At 43.9% G+C, this 15,102-nt stretch carries 16 protein-coding genes; 12 read left to right on the top strand and 4 right to left on the bottom strand.

The features are described from left to right. Positions 1–5: 5 nt before the first annotated feature. Positions 6–1,316, bottom strand: coding sequence for an ATP-binding protein (locus KNL20_RS05200; protein WP_230399561.1), 1,311 nt, complete (start codon positions 1,314–1,316; stop codon positions 6–8). Between the two features lie 125 nt (positions 1,317–1,441). Next, a complete protein-coding gene (locus KNL20_RS05205) occupies positions 1,442–2,353 on the bottom strand; it encodes a LysR family transcriptional regulator (protein ID WP_230399562.1) in 912 nt (303 codons plus the stop codon). A 288-nt stretch (positions 2,354–2,641) separates the two neighbouring features. Between KNL20_RS05205 and KNL20_RS05210 the strand changes: the two genes are divergently transcribed. The 12 genes from KNL20_RS05210 to KNL20_RS05265 all read left to right on the top strand — a co-directional run bounded on the left by KNL20_RS05210 (position 2,642) and on the right by KNL20_RS05265 (position 13,007). After that, complete coding sequence (locus tag KNL20_RS05210) at positions 2,642–3,346, top strand: P-loop NTPase family protein (RefSeq protein ID WP_230399563.1); 705 nt, start codon at positions 2,642–2,644, stop codon at positions 3,344–3,346. A 15-nt stretch (positions 3,347–3,361) separates the two neighbouring features. Further along, entirely contained in the window at positions 3,362–3,565 is a 204-nt protein-coding gene (locus KNL20_RS05215) for a 4Fe-4S dicluster domain-containing protein (protein ID WP_230399564.1), read from the top strand. Between the two features lie 17 nt (positions 3,566–3,582). Beyond that, entirely contained in the window at positions 3,583–4,662 is a 1,080-nt protein-coding gene (gene vorB / locus KNL20_RS05220) for a 3-methyl-2-oxobutanoate dehydrogenase subunit VorB (RefSeq protein WP_230399565.1), read from the top strand. Positions 4,663–4,671: 9 nt separating this feature from the next. Beyond that, complete coding sequence (locus KNL20_RS05225) at positions 4,672–5,409, top strand: thiamine pyrophosphate-dependent enzyme (RefSeq protein WP_230399566.1); 738 nt, start codon at positions 4,672–4,674, stop codon at positions 5,407–5,409. 13 nt (positions 5,410–5,422) lie between these two features. Beyond that, a complete protein-coding gene (locus KNL20_RS05230; RefSeq protein WP_230399567.1) occupies positions 5,423–5,968 on the top strand; it encodes a 2-oxoacid:acceptor oxidoreductase family protein in 546 nt (181 codons plus the stop codon). 12 nt (positions 5,969–5,980) lie between these two features. Continuing rightward, positions 5,981–6,886 carry a bifunctional enoyl-CoA hydratase/phosphate acetyltransferase gene (locus KNL20_RS05235; protein WP_230399568.1) on the top strand — a complete coding sequence of 302 codons (906 nt, stop codon included), beginning with the start codon at positions 5,981–5,983 and terminating at the stop codon, positions 6,884–6,886. Between the two features lie 19 nt (positions 6,887–6,905). Next, positions 6,906–7,973, top strand: coding sequence for a butyrate kinase (gene buk, locus KNL20_RS05240; protein WP_230399569.1), 1,068 nt, complete (start codon positions 6,906–6,908; stop codon positions 7,971–7,973). A 17-nt stretch (positions 7,974–7,990) separates the two neighbouring features. Then, the gene (locus KNL20_RS05245) at positions 7,991–9,379 is read left to right on the top strand and encodes an LVIVD repeat-containing protein (protein ID WP_230399570.1); all 1,389 of its coding nucleotides are present in this window, start codon (positions 7,991–7,993) and stop codon (positions 9,377–9,379) included. 78 nt (positions 9,380–9,457) lie between these two features. Next, positions 9,458–10,393 (top strand): flavodoxin family protein, encoded by a 936-nt coding sequence (locus KNL20_RS05250; protein ID WP_230399571.1) that lies wholly within the window; start codon positions 9,458–9,460, stop codon positions 10,391–10,393. Positions 10,394–10,418: 25 nt separating this feature from the next. Next, positions 10,419–10,946, top strand: coding sequence for a DUF1097 domain-containing protein (locus tag KNL20_RS05255; protein WP_230399572.1), 528 nt, complete (start codon positions 10,419–10,421; stop codon positions 10,944–10,946). Beyond that, positions 10,930–11,766 (top strand): acetyl-CoA hydrolase, encoded by an 837-nt coding sequence (locus KNL20_RS05260; protein ID WP_230399573.1) that lies wholly within the window; start codon positions 10,930–10,932, stop codon positions 11,764–11,766. Before KNL20_RS05255 ends, KNL20_RS05260 begins: the two co-directional genes overlap by 17 nt. A gap of 23 nt (positions 11,767–11,789) precedes the next feature. Beyond that, entirely contained in the window at positions 11,790–13,007 is a 1,218-nt protein-coding gene (locus KNL20_RS05265) for an MFS transporter (RefSeq protein ID WP_230399574.1), read from the top strand. A 96-nt stretch (positions 13,008–13,103) separates the two neighbouring features. Here KNL20_RS05265 and rfbB read toward each other — a convergent pair whose 3' ends face one another. After that, positions 13,104–14,123 (bottom strand): dTDP-glucose 4,6-dehydratase, encoded by a 1,020-nt coding sequence (gene rfbB, locus KNL20_RS05270; protein ID WP_230399575.1) that lies wholly within the window; start codon positions 14,121–14,123, stop codon positions 13,104–13,106. A 35-nt stretch (positions 14,124–14,158) separates the two neighbouring features. Continuing rightward, positions 14,159–15,055 carry a glucose-1-phosphate thymidylyltransferase RfbA gene (gene rfbA, locus KNL20_RS05275; protein ID WP_230399576.1) on the bottom strand — a complete coding sequence of 299 codons (897 nt, stop codon included), beginning with the start codon at positions 15,053–15,055 and terminating at the stop codon, positions 14,159–14,161. Between the last annotated feature and the right edge of the window lie 47 nt (positions 15,056–15,102).

Below are 15,102 nucleotides of genomic sequence, written 5' to 3' on the forward strand. Positions count from 1 at the left end.
CATAGTCAGGTTTTTACAGGAATCAGAATTTTTAATTGAAACCAGCAGGGTTTGTATTTGAGCGTCATGGTACCATCATATTTTTTTACGGCGATTTGAATGCTTTTCAGACCATAGCCATGATAAAGCTTATTATTTTTCGTTGTTTCAGGAAATTTGTCTTTTGTTACAGGTGGGTTTTCGGTATAATTTTCAAATTGTATTATAAGGAACTGTTTTTTTTGAAACATGTTTAAAGTAATTAAACGCTTTTCCGGATTTTCAAATTGTCTGACACATTCAATCGCATTATCCAGAGCATTGCCAAATATTGAGCATATATCTTTCACGTGCATAAAGTTAATCAGCTTTCCGTCTGCCAGACAGTTAAAAGTGATATTATGCTGTACACAGTAGGTGGTTTTTGTTGTCAAAACCACATCTAATACATGATTTCCAGTGTCAGCGAAAGCTTCCTGAACTTGAAGTGCGTGTTCCATCTCATATAGGTACTGCTCTCTCTTTTCCGGATTCTCTTCCGAGCGGATTGCAAGGAGATAATGCTTTAAATCATGTGTTTCTCTTCTTAGAATCTGAAGGTTCTCTTGTGCCATCTTATAGTGGTCATATTGACGTTGTAAAAGATTGTTCAGGTTCTGATTCTCAGTCCGCATACGGAATTCCTCGCGTTTGTCCTGATGAGCAAAGAGCATGACCAGCCCTCCGAAATCGACCAGTGTACGTATGTATAGAAGAGAACTGGTGGCACTGGAAAAGGGGGTGTCAGGCATGACAAAGCTGATATTACTGATAGCAAAAGCCCCGATGGCAATGGAGGCTGCCCCGATTAATTCCCTTCGGTTAACATCCAAAGGTTCGTCTGCCGGAATATGAGAACGCTCCAGCAGGAAATAAATGGTGTAAATGAAGAGATAGGTCAGAAGCATTACCATGACAGATACTAAAATGCTGTTCTTTTGGAACATGTCGGCCCACCAGACATAAAGCTGCCACTGAAGGGAAGCGGCAAACTCAGCTAAAACAAAAGCTCTGATACAGCAAAAGGCAGCATCCTGAAAGCTCGTATGGCAAATAAAGTAAATTGAAAAATACATGATTGCAATCGCACCAATCATACCTGGAATCCATAAATACAGGGGTAAAAGTCCTGCAATATACTGGTATAAAAGCAAGACACCAAGAGTGCCGGTTAACGAGAATCCCAATTTATATTGGTGTAACTTTTTTGGCAGTAATAAGATATAGATCATGCATGCCGCCCATTCGGCTATGGCAGTAAAAATTCTCGGGGTATCCATTAAATCTGAAGAGTTCATCAAGTTCTTCTCCCATATAATGATTTGTGGGTCAAAAGGTGTTTTGGCCCTGGTATAGTTGATCATAAAGACCTTTCTGCTTCACTGGTCTGAATTCCGCGATAACCGCAATGCCGCCTATAACGTCAAGATATTTTATCCATAGGCACATAGGATAAAAATTTGTCAATCGTAGGATTGTGGTTCTCCTTGTGCCATGCAGCCACAACTTCGAATATGTCCGAATCCTTATCCAGAGGTATGGTCACCACGTTCCGAAGGTTCCTGCTGGATGCAAGGGCATAAGAGGGGAGTATAGCAATCCCCATGTTAGCAGCTACCATAAGTGCAGTCGTGTTGAAACTTGTGGAGTTCTGCACGATATTCGGAGTAAATCCCGAGCGGATAAAGTGAGCCATCGTACTTTCATACTGACCGAAGCTGTCCTCAGGATCACCGATGGAGGTAAAAATAAATGACTCCTTCCTTAAGTCAGACAGCTTAAGCGTGTTACAATAGGTCAGAGGATGTGTGGCGGGCAGCATGACAATCAGATTATATCTGTTAATCACCTGATAGGAAATATCTTTTTCTTCCAGTTTACTGTAGGAGAAACGGACATTTACAGCGATATCCAGCACATGGTTCAGCAGTGAAGTGTATAGGGTGCCCGCACCTCCCTCTTTAATTATAAGGGAAATGTTAGGATATCCCGCACGGAAGGAGCGGAGGACATTCGGAAATTCAGGATTATCATATCCTTCTACAATTCCGAGGTTTAAGTTTCCTGTAATGCCCGTATCAGCTTTTTTGGCCTTGGCAACTGCATCCGCCGTCCGGTTTAAAATTGCTTTTGCCTCAGTCAGAAAGACACTTCCGGCAGGGGTCAGTTCTACACGGCGCTTTGTCCGCTTTAACAGCTTCACATCCATCTGCGTTTCAAGCGCCTTTATTTGCTGTGTGACAGCCGTTTGCGATATAAAGAACTTTTCAGCAGTTTTTGTGAAACTTAAGGTTTCTGCTACAGAAACAAAGTATTCCAATTGTCTTAAATTCATCAAAATCCCCTCCCTCTTTCAGGATACCTACGGGTTGCTACGCACTTTGTAGTGTCATATATAATTTAAACTTATTATACCCAGTAAAAAGGAATTTGAAAAGCAGTTTTTTCCTGACTATGCACTATATCTAAAATAACATCTTATATAAGCGGTTAGATATGACTAATATATAAAAATATCTTATGATAACCTCTGGATTTGATATTGGATTTTGACAAAGAATATCGTTATTATAGTATGTAGATAAAAGATTAATATAAAAGTCTTTTAAGAGAGGTAGAGGATATGGAAGTCTTGATGGAAAGGATAGAGTATCAAAAATATAATAACTTCTTATTTATCGGTGAAGCAGGATGTGGAAAAAGTGAGATTGCTGTCAATGTTGCAAAACAGCTTGCTGCAGCTGCTGATAAGAAGGTACATTTCTTTGATCTGGATATGACCAAACCTCTGTTCCGCTCCAGAGATTTGTGTGAGGAGATGTCCGGCTGGGGGCTGGAAATCCATTATGAAGAGCAATTTATGGACGCTCCCACACTGACGGGTGGCGTAAGGCGTTTTTTGAATGATAAAAAGGCCTATACGGTTCTGGATGTTGGCGGAGATTATATCGGGGCCAGATCCATTGGCGGCTTTGCACCTATGATAAACCGGGAAGATACCTGTGTTTACTATGTGATAAATCCGTATCGTCCCTGGTCTTTTGATTTGGAACACATTGACCGGGTCTTAAGTGAAATATTGGGCGTATCCCATATAGATATCGAAAAGCTCCACATCATCAGTAACCCGAATACCGGATATCATACCGGGAAAAGAGAAGTTATGGAGGGAAACAGAAAGTTGGAGGAGATGCTTGCTCCATATAAGGAACTGGATTTTCTCTGCGTCAGGGAAGAACTTTATGAAGAAGTGAAGAGAAATTCCGGGATTCCGGTTATGCCTCTGCATCTGTACCTTACCTATCCATGGGCTGTGGAGTCTGTATAAAAGGAGGAAAAGAATATGTCTGAAGTTAAAGTAGTGGCAGAACGCTGCAAGAGTTGTGGTTACTGTGTTAAATTTTGTCCCAAAAATGTTTTGGAAATCGGCACAAAAGTGAATTCAAAGGGTTATGAATATGTAACCCCGGCTCGTATGGAGGCATGTATTGCCTGTTGTATCTGTGGAAAGATGTGTCCGGAAGGTGCTATTGAAATTTATAAGTAATCAGGAGGTTGTGAGTTATGTCTAGAGTATTTATGAAAGGCTGTGAGGCGATTGCGGAAGCAGCGGTAAGGGCCGGGTGTCGTTTCTTTGCCGGATATCCGATTACGCCCCAGAATGAGATTCCGGAGTATTTTGCGAGAAGAATGCCGGAAGTGGGCGGTAGTTTCGTACAAGGTGAATCAGAAGTCGCATCTGTAAATATGGTTTATGGCGCTGCCAGTGCAGGGGTCAGGTCGATGACGTCTTCCTCCAGCCCAGGCATTGCCCTGAAGAGTGAGGGGATTTCTTACTGTGCATCTGCCAGAATCCCTATGGTGTACGCAAACATTTCACGGGGAGGTCCGGGCGTCGGATCTATCCAGCCGGCTCAGATGGATTACTATCAGGCGACAAAGGCTTCCGGAAATGGCGGATTTCAGATGCTGGTATTCGCCCCGGCTTCAGTGCAGGAAGCAGTTGATATGACTTATAAGGCATTTGATTATGCTGACCGGGACCGGAATCCGGTATTAATACTCGCAGATGGTGTCATAGGAACCATGATGGAGCCCGTTACGCTTCCTGAGATGAAAACAGATGAAGAAATCGCTGAAATAAAAGAAGCAAAGAAAGCATGGGCATGTATCGGACATCCGCTTGACTATGCAAACCGTTCCTGGATTGAGCCGGGTCACTGGAAGACTGCCGATATGCAAAGAGCGAATGAAGAAGCCTCCAGACTTTACGAGAGCTGGGGAAAAGAAGCACAGGCTGAAGAATACAGGACAGAGGATGCCGAAGTCGTGATTGCTGCCTACGGAATATCAGCACGTATTGCAAAATCAGCCGTAAATCAGCTCCGTAAAGAAGGCATAAAAGCAGGCCTTATCCGTGCGATAACGGTTCACCCGTTTCCAAGTCATGCATTTGAACATATCGATTATGGAAAGGTTAAGGCAGTGCTTGATGTTGAGATGTCAATTCCTGCGCAGTTTGTAACTGATGTGGAAGCGGCAGTAAAGAATCGCTGTCCGGTAGAAACTTGCCTTTGTTCAGGCGGAAACATCATGAGCCGTGATGCGGTTATAGAATCCGTAAGAAAAATCTTGGCAAAATAGGAGGAAGAGATGAAACAAATTTATGCGAGAACAAAAACCATTCAGGAAGACAAAGTTTCAGGCTTTTGCCCCGGATGCATGCATGGTACCGTGATGAAACTGATCGGCGAAGTTCTGGATGAGATGAATCTGGTGGATAAAGCGGCCTGTGTTCTGGGTATTGGTTGCTGTGGACTTCAGATGGACTATATGGCATATGATAATACTACGGCACCTCATGGACGCGCCTGTGCAGTAGCAACAGGTATGAAGAAGGCGAATCCAGAAAGCCTGGTGTTTACTTATCAGGGAGATGGAGATTTTGCTTCAATCGGACTGGCAGAATCCATGTCAGCGGCAAACAGAGGAGAGAATATTACAGTTATCTTTATTAATAATGGTATCTATGGTATGACAGGTGGTCAGATGGCACCGACGACTCTGATTGGTATGAAATCCAGTACATCCCCGCAAGGCCGGGATGCAAAGGAACATGGATATCCGATGCATATGTGTGAGATTTTAAATCAGCTTACGGCGCCCGCTTATCTGGAACGGACCAGCTGCAATAACCCTGCGAATGTAATGAAGACAAAAAAAGCGATAAAGAAAGCATTTCAAAATCAGATTGACGGAAAGGGCTTTTCAATGGTAGAGATTGTTACCAGCTGCCCTACAAACTGGGGGATGGATGCACTCAAAGCGCTTGATTATATAGAAGAAAAGATGCTCCCGGAGTTTCCCCTGGGTGTGATCAGAGACCAATAAGGAGGCGGCAGTAATGGAAACAAATTTATGTGTAGCCGGTTTCGGCGGACAGGGTGTAATGACACTGGGGAAGTTCCTGGCTTCGGCAACCTGTGATTCAACGGATAAACATGTTACGTTCTTTCCCTCCTATGGGGCGGAGCAAAGAGGGGGCACGGCAAATTGCTTTGTCGTGATTTCAGATGAAGCAATCGGTGCACCTTTGGGTGATGTGATGGATGATCTGATCATCATGAACGGACCTTCTCTGCAAAAGTTTCTGCCCACCTTAAAAGAGGGAGGGACACTGTTTCTCAACAGCTCTATCGTTTCGGATGAGAACATTCGTGAGGATGTTAAGATTATAAAAGCACCTGTAACGGAACTGGCACTGGAGCTTGGTAATGCAAAGGTTTTAAATGTAATTATGCTGGGTGTATATGTAGGCTATACGAAGGTTATAGAGCCAGAAATTGTATGGTCAACAATCGAACATAAGCTTCAGAAAAAAGCCAGTCTCCTTCCGCTAAACAGACGGGCATTTGAAAAGGGATTGGAAATCGGAGAGTCACAGAGATAAGGAGCATGTCAGATGGTTTATAAAAATTTCGATGAATTGATTGAAAAGGTAAAAGGATATCCTTCCATGAAACGGATGGCAATTGCAGCCGCCGGTGAAAGACATACTCTGGAGGCTGCGTTCCATGCCAGAAAGGAAGGAATTGCAAAGCCTGTTCTGGTAGGGGATGAGGCAGAAATCCGCCGGATTATGAAGGAATTGGGCGAGGATGTTCCCGATGAAGATATTTATCCTGCTGCAGATAATAAAGAAGCGGCAGAACTTGCCGTTTCCCTGGTAAGAGAGGGAAAAGCCGATTTCCTGATGAAGGGATATCTGGATACAGGTGTTATTTTAAAAGCGGTTGTAAATAAGGAGCATGGACTGGGAAAAGGCGGCGTTATGTCTCATTTTACTATGTTTGATGTTCCGGGGTATCACAAGATTTTAGTTCCGGTAGACGGGGGGATGGTTACCTACCCTACATTGGAGCAGAAAAGGGCGATTATTGAAAATACAGTGGACACTCTGATTGCCATGGGTTATGATTGCCCCAAGGTAGGGGTATTGGCCTGCGTGGAAAAGGTTAATCCCAAGATGCCTGAGACAGTGGAGGCTGCAGAGCTGGCCCGCATGAACCGGGATGGAGAAATTAAGAACTGTATCGTGGAAGGTCCTATTTCTTATGACTGCGCCGTGGATGGAGAGATTGCCAGATTGAAAGGTTATGAGAGCCGGATTGCAGGTGATGTTGATGTCCTGATCGCTCCCAATATCCATGCAGGAAATATCATGGGCAAGATGCTGACCTGTACATGTAAAGCAAAGCTGGCAGGGTTTGTAGTCGCTGCAAAATGCCCGATTGTACTTACCTCCAGAGGTTCTTCCGCAGAAGAAAAATTCCTTTCTATCGCGGTCTCTGCGGCAGCGGCTAAATAAAAGAGAAGGAGAGACTTTCATGAGCTATAAGATTTTAGCTGTTAATCCGGGCTCTACCTCTACAAAGATTGCGGTTTACGAGGATGAGAAGGAGCTTTTTTCAGAAAGTATTGTACATTCTGATGAAGAGTTAAAGAAGTATCAAAAAGTTACCGATGAGTTCGACATGCGCAAGGAAACAATTTTGAATTCCATGAATAAGCATGGCGTAAAAGAAAAAGACTTATCTGCTGTTGTCGGAAGAGGCGGACAACTGGTAAATATCCATGCGGGCGGCTATCTGGTCACGCAGGATATGAAAGAAAAGCTCGTGGATGCATCTACCATTGAACATGCATCCAACCTGGGAGCTCTGATTGCGGATGCAATTGCTGCACCCCTGGGGATTCCCTCTTATATTTACGATGCAGTGGGCTCCGATGAAATGAAGGACATTGCCAAAATCACCGGTATGCCCGAGATAGTAAGAGAGAGCTTCTGTCATGTTTTAAATTCTAAGGCCATGGCCCGGAAGGTGGCTGCAAAAGCCGGTAAGAGCTACCAGGAGATGAATTTTATCGTGGCACATTTGGGTGGTGGAATCTCAGTAAGTGCCCATGAAAGAGGTCGTATTGTGGATGCCATTCCATCGGACGGAGGTCCATTTTCTCCGGAGAGGTCCGGAAGTATTCCCTTAAACTACATTGTAGACATGTGCTATAGTGGTAAATACTGTAAGAGGGAAATGACGAAAAAAATAACCGGAATGGGTGGTATTAAAGCTTATCTTGGAACTTCAAGCTGTCTTGAGGTCGAAAAGATGATAGAAGCGGGTAATACACAGGCAAAAGAGATATTTGAGGCTGAGGCCTATCAGATTGCCAAAGGAATCGGAGAGCTTTCGCCTGTACTCAAAGGGAAAATTGATGCGATTATTTTGACAGGTGGAGTGGCTCATTCTAAGATGCTGACTGACTGGATTACAGATTATGTAAGCTTTATTGCCCCGGTAGTGGTTATGCCGGGTGAAAATGAGTTGGAATCACTGGCAGCGGGAGCCTTACGTATTCTCAAAGGAGAAGAGCAGGCAGATCCTTATAAAAAGTAAAATGAAAGGAGCTTTATATGGCAGACAAATTTTATGCGAAAGGGGAAGGCAACAACGGGTACATTAAAAACCTTGAAGTTTGTTCTTTCAGTAATCTTGACGGAAACTGTGGCATGTTCCAGATGGCCCTTTACAAAACAGAGGCAGGAAAATACTATCTGTATGGCTGCTGCTTTGGGGGAACCCAAAACGGAGTTATGATCAGTGATGTGACAGATCCCTATGATCCTAAATTCATCAGACATTTTGAACTAGTGGATCCGAAGGAATATCCTACAACCACATCTCCAAAGCTGCAGATTGCCGATGATCTGATGATTGTGGCTATGAGCTGCGGAAGCGGCCCCGGTGCGCTCGTTGATCAGTCGGGAGAGGGTGAAATTAAGTGCGAAGCAGGAATCCGAATCTACAGTTTGAAGAATGATCCGGAAAATCCGGAGTTTTTAGGCTACTGGGATTGCGGGTTGAAACACGTGTTAGGTGTACACCGCTTTATGTACAACGGAGGACGTTATGTTCATCTTTCCAGTGACTGTGAAGGCTTTGAGGGGATGATTTATCGTATCATCGATATTATCGATCCTACGCATCCCGTAGAAGTAGGACGTTGGTGGAGACCTGATCAATATGCGGATGGCTATCCGGGAAGAGAATTTGACCCGGGTGCGCCGCATGTACCTTCCTTTATGGATAAGGGCTGGTTACATGGACCACCATTTGTTCGTGACGGAATTGCATATATGGGTTATGGCGGAGCCGGGCTTGTGATTGTGGATGTTCATGATGTAACACGTCCGAAATGCCTTGGTGAATTGAAACTGATGCCTGCTTTTTCCAGTGAACTCGCAGGTGCCAGAACTCATACGGCACTTCCCCTTCCCGGACGCGACCTTGTGGTGTGTCAGAATGAAGGAGAGCGCTTCCAGTTCTTTACACCGGACAAAATTAAAAGGGCACAGGCACTGAATAATCTGCATATGATTGACGTCAGTGATCCGAAGCAGCCGACATTGATTGCGGAATTCCCTTATCCGGAGGTTCCGGAAGATTTTCCTTATCAAAACTTTAATGTTGCAGGCCTTGGAGTGCCAGGTCCCTTCGGACCTCACAATATCCATGAGCCGATGGATAACAAGCCGTGGCTGGAGCAAAGAGGCGACCGTGTATACTGCTGCTATTTTTCAGCGGGGTTACGTGTCTATGATGTTTCCGATCCTTACTATATTAAGGAGCTGGCATACTTTATACCGCCCAATCCGAATAAAAAAACGGAAGAATCTTATTTTCCTGGTTTCCCGGGACCACGTCTGGCCTGCACAGAAGATGTTGTAGTGGACGACAGAGGCTATATCATGATTGATGCTCTGGATGATGGGTTCTATATTCTGAAGATGAAAGAGCAATAATAAAAATATTCAATTACCGTTCGGCCATAAAACTGGACGGTAATGAAATAAAATACACTATTAAAAAGAGAGAAGACAATGAAGATCTTAGGTATTTCTTTTGGAACGAAGAATGGAACAAATGATTCGCTCTGTATGGAGGCATTAATGGGAGCGAAAGAAAAAGGCGGTGATGTGGAATTTATTCAGATGTCTACATTAAACATCCGTCACTGCACCGGATGCTGTGCCTGCGCAAAGACTCTTTTAAGCGGTAAAGGTAATATGTGTACAATTAAGGATGATGATTTTGAATGGCTGCTTGATAAGATGCTGGACGCAGATGGAATCATTATCAGCGATCCTATTTTTGAAGAGGGAGCCTCCGGATTATTCCACACCATTACAGACCGTTTCGGACCCAGAACAGACAGAGGAAATAATGTGATCGGAACCAAAATTGCTCAGGAAACCGGAGGAAAGATTCCGGATCCCCGTCTTTTAAAAGACAAGGTTATCTCTTACATAGGTGTGGGTGGTTCTGACTGGGGAACCAGAGTACAGTGTGAGCATGCTATGCATGCGTTAACCCCTATGTGGAAAGTGATTGATAATGCATGGTTTCCATGGGCAAAGTCTGTCCTTATGGAGGATGATAAGCTTGCAGAGGTTCATCAAATCGGGTGCAACCTGGCAGAGGCAGCAAAGGATGTAGAGAAGGCTGAATACAAGGGTGAAGAAGGTGCCTGTCCTCACTGCCACAACAGGCTGTTCTATTTAGAGCCTGGTTCCACAAAGGCTATTTGCGGGCTGTGTGGAATTGTAGGAGAAATAACAGTAGAAGACGGAAAGACAAAGTTCAGCTTCCCGGAGGAGCAGCTAGAGCATGCGCATGATACTATGTCCGGAAAGTTCATCCACGGTAAAGATATTCAGAGAAACGAGGGGGCTTTTGCGGAAATTCGTAAGACAGATGAATTTAAGACCCGTAAGAAGAAATACACAGACTTTATCACACCAACTACAGTAAGATAAAATTACAGTCAGAACAGGTAAATTTATGCACATTAAGAAACAAACTTTCATCCTGGCTGCGGCTATTGCGGTATTTCCGCCCTTATGGGCGGTAGCCGCACCATATCTGGGGATTAAGACAGGAGCAGTGGCTTTAATCTGTGCAGGAGTCTATGCAGCGAATGGAAATAAAAGGGAAGATGCCTTAAAAATAACAGCAGGTTTCTGGTGCGGTGATTTTTGGGCGTGTCTTGCTCTTTGGATTCTGAAGAATTTAAAGCTGGGAGAAAACGTGGGATTATTTTTAAGCCTGGCAGTTTTAGGATTTGCAGCTGTACTCATCGCCTCTGTCTTAGACAGATATATCTATCTGCCTTCCTGGCTTTGTGGCTGGGCCATTGGCTTAAGCTTGATGACGCCTGAGACTTTAAGTATGGACAAAACCATACCTTTTCAAATTGGAGTGGCCATGGCTGTGGGAGTCTGGTATGTAGGTGCGGGGGTAGATTTTTTTTGCAAACTGGTTGAAAAAAAATTACATAAAAAGGAGAATAAAAATGGGAGTAGAATTTGATCCGATGCGGAGCTTTATCTACGTAGATGTAGTAAAAGAGGAGTACAGACATAAACTGGAGCACTGGCTTTATTTTCATCATATTCCGGAGAGCATTTCCCAGTTTGAGCCTTACTGCACGAAGTATGCATTTTATAATGCACTGCCGGTTCCTGAAGGCGGAGAAAGATTTGGAACAGCACGTATGCAGATTACAGAACACAGCTGGCTTGTAAACATTATGGATCCGGCTCTTAAGGTAAAGGCATTTCAGGAATATATGCCGATTGAAGCTTTAAAGTGGCAGGGAACCGTGCCGGAGACGGCCGGAGATGTGCTGTTGTCAGGGGATGATGCACGTGCAACAGGGGGAAATAACGGCTGCCCGCCATTCGTATTCGCTTTTTGCCCTATGTGGTGGGAAGAAGATATAAAAGGCACAGGACGTACGCTGGAAGAAGGCCCTAATTACCGCTGGAATTTTACACTGACTTATCCGGAAGGTGTTTCTAAAGAAGAAGGGGATAAGTGGCTGTTTGAAGAAGTGTTCCCTCACTTTGAATCGAATAACTGCTGCACCCGTATTTTGACCAGCAAGGTAAGACAGGAAATTAATAACTGTCCGATGCATAGGGTCGTAGAAATGTGGTTTACAGGTCCTACAGCCTGGCATCATCTGTCTGTGGAAACAGCAGATAAGATTAAAGCACCATCATGGGCAAAGGATGGGGATGTATTTCCATATTTAAAGTCTAATTTTGAAATAAGAGGAGCATTTGTCACAGATTATCCTACCTGTGATGCATATAGTCAATATAGAGGTTATATACCCAGAAGATAAGAAAGACATAGGAGAAATAATTGATGAAACAAAACCGATGGTTTCATGCAGTTATGGGGGTAATTGTCCTTTTATTTGCGGGACTTATCTATGCCTGGAGTGTACTCTCCAGGCCCATAGCTGCATATTTTACGGATTGGACCAGTGCACAGCTTTCCCTGACATTTACAATTTGTATTATGTTTTTCTGTCTGGGAGGTTTTTTGGCGGGAGTCCTGTCTGATAAAGTAAATGTAAAAATAAATATGCTTGCTTCGGCTTGCCTTTTTCTGGCCGGCTTTTTTATTGCTTCAAACACGGACTCACTGCCCGGTCTTTACATAGGGTATGGCATGTTAGCTGGAATGGCATCTGGTATTGCCTATAATTCAGTCATGGGCTCGGTGACGAAATATTTTCCGGATAAGCCGGGTCTTATATCCGGAATCTTACTTATGGGCTTTGGAATTGGAAGTTTTCTGATTGGAAAGGTCTATCAGGCATTTACAGGTGAAGGCGAAGCCTGGAGAGGATCCTTTCAGTTCATGGGAATTCTTCTCTTTGTAATTCTGCTGTTATCCGCTTTTCTGATAAAGAGACCGGGTGCAGAAGAGATTGCGCAATTTGCAGACCCGGATGAAAAAGAGGAGACGAAACAGGAGAAGCAGGAGGAAACCTTAGAACTGAATTTTTATCAGATGATAAAGAGAAGTTCCTTCTGGCTGTATTTTATCTGGGCAGTTCTGTTGTGTGCAGCCGGACTTGCTGTGATATCACAAGCGGGCGGCATGGCAGCGGAGGTGGCACCGAAGGCTTCGGCAGGAACACTATCCACAGCTGTAGGACTGATTTCCATCTTTAATGGTGTGGGGCGTGTTCTTTTCGGGAGTATGTATGATCGAATCGGACGTAAAAAAACAATGCTCACCAATGAAATACTGTTCTGTGGCGCACTTCTGCTTATGATTCTTTCAATAAGAATTGGTAGTTTTTCGATTTTGATTGTTGGGTATTCACTGATGGGGATGGCTTATGGAGGTGTTCCCACGACAAACTCCGCTTTTGTAGGCGCCTTTTACGGAAGGAAAAATTATAATGTGAATTTCTCAATTTTGAATATGAATCTTTTCTTTTCGTCTTTTGGAAGTACGATTGCAGGATTTCTTTATGATTCCAGCGGGTCATACTTAAGTACCCTGCTCTTTTTACTGGGTGCGGTTTTAGTGGGAATTATCCTTGCAAAATTGATAAAAAAACCTTAAGCAGCAAAAAAGTGATATTTTGAATTTTACGGCGATACAGTTTTGAAACAAATTAAGGCCACCGGCTTAGCCGGTGGCCTTGTTACAGTAATATAATCAGCGATTCTCATACATGTCTGCATAATAGTTCTGATATTCACCCGAAATAATTGTTTCCCACCATTCCTTATGATCCAGATACCATTGAATCGTTTTTTTGATTCCGTCGGCAAATTTTGTTTCCGGCAGCCAACCAAGCTCCCTGTGAATCTTGGCAGGATCGATGGCGTAGCGCATGTCATGACCTTTCCGGTCCGTTACATAAGTAATCAGGCTTTCCGGTTTATCAAGTTCTCTGCAGATGATCTTAACAATATCAATATTTGTCATCTCATTATGACCACCGATATTATAAACCTCACCGACACGTCCCTTGTGAATAATCAGATCAATCGCTTTGCAATGGTCTTCCACATAGAGCCAGTCACGGACATTCTCACCTTTTCCGTATACGGGAAGTGGTTTGTCATTCAGGGCATTGGCAATCATCAGAGGAATCAGTTTTTCCGGGAAGTGATAGGGACCGTAGTTGTTGGAGCAGCGGCTCACGGTGACAGGCAGACCGTAGGTACGGTGATAAGCCAGTACCAGCAGGTCTGCTCCGGCTTTTGAAGAGCTGTAGGGGCTGCTTGTGTGAATCGGTGTTTCCTCGGTGAAGAAGAGATCCGGCCGATCCAGTGGTAAGTCTCCATATACTTCATCAGTGGAAACCTGATGGTATCTCTGGATTCCATATTTTCTGCAGGCATCCATCAGGACAGCGGTGCCTTTGATATTTGTATCCAGGAAAACTTCAGGATTTTCGATGGAACGGTCTACGTGGCTTTCAGCAGCGAAATTTACCACGATATCAGGATGCTCCTCTTCAAAGAGTCTGTATACAGCTTCGCGGTCTGTAATGCTTTCTTTTACAAAACGGAAATTGGGGTTATCCATAACAGGTGCCAGCGTTGACAGGTTGCCGGCATAGGTCAGACAGTCCAGGCATACAATACGATACTCCGGATATTTCTTTAACATGTGAAAAATGAAGTTGCTTCCGATAAACCCGGCACCGCCGGTTACAATAATATTCATCAATCAAAATCTCCTTATAATTCAAAATAGGCACATTAGTGCAGTACATCCAGAAATTTGCCGTCCAGTACATCTTTCAAGTATTTGCCATATTGGTTTTTCTTTAAAACCTCATAGACCTTTAAAACCTCGTCTTTGGTAATCCAACCGTTTAAATATGCGATTTCCTCCAGACAGGCGATTTTTCTGTGCTGGTGATCTTCCATGGTCTTTACAAAGTTTGTTGCTTCGACCAGGCTTTCATGGGTTCCGGTATCCAGCCAGGTAAATCCCTGACCCAGCATTTCCACATTCAAATCCCCATTTTCCATATAGATGCGGTTCAGGTCTGTGATTTCCAGTTCTCCACGTGGACTTGGCTTTAAATTACGGGCATATTCAACGACACGATTATCATAAAAATACAAGCCTGTAACGCAGTAATTACTTTTAGGATTTGCAGGTTTTTCTTCAATCGACAGGGCTTTTCCGTCCTCTCCGAATTCCACGATACCGAATCGCTCAGGATCGTCTACATAGTAGCCGAAGACGGTAGCTCCATTACCTGATTCTGCCGTTGAAACTGCTGCTCTCAGGCGTTTATTGAGGCCGTGTCCGGCGAAGATGTTATCGCCCAATACCATCGCTACAGAGTCTTTCCCGATAAATTCCTCGCCGATGATAAAGGCCTGTGCCAGACCATCCGGACTTGGCTGTACTTCGTAGGAAAGATTTACGCCAAACGGATGCCCATCTCCCAGAAGTTCTCGAAAACGCGGCGTATCCTGTGGTGTGGATATAATCAGAATATCCCGGATGCCGGCATTCATGAGTACAGACATCGGATAGTAAATCATCGGCTTATCATAGATTGGAAGTAACTGTTTTGAGGTTACCATGGTGAGCGGATAGAGACGTGTACCCGATCCACCGGCTAATATAATCCCCTTCATATAATTCTCCTTTTTTGTAACTTATCCTTTGCAACTATAGACATTAT

Origin of the sequence: Novisyntrophococcus fermenticellae (assembly GCF_018866245.1) — a bacterium.
GTDB classification, from domain to species: Bacteria; Bacillota; Clostridia; order Lachnospirales; family Lachnospiraceae; genus Novisyntrophococcus; species Novisyntrophococcus fermenticellae.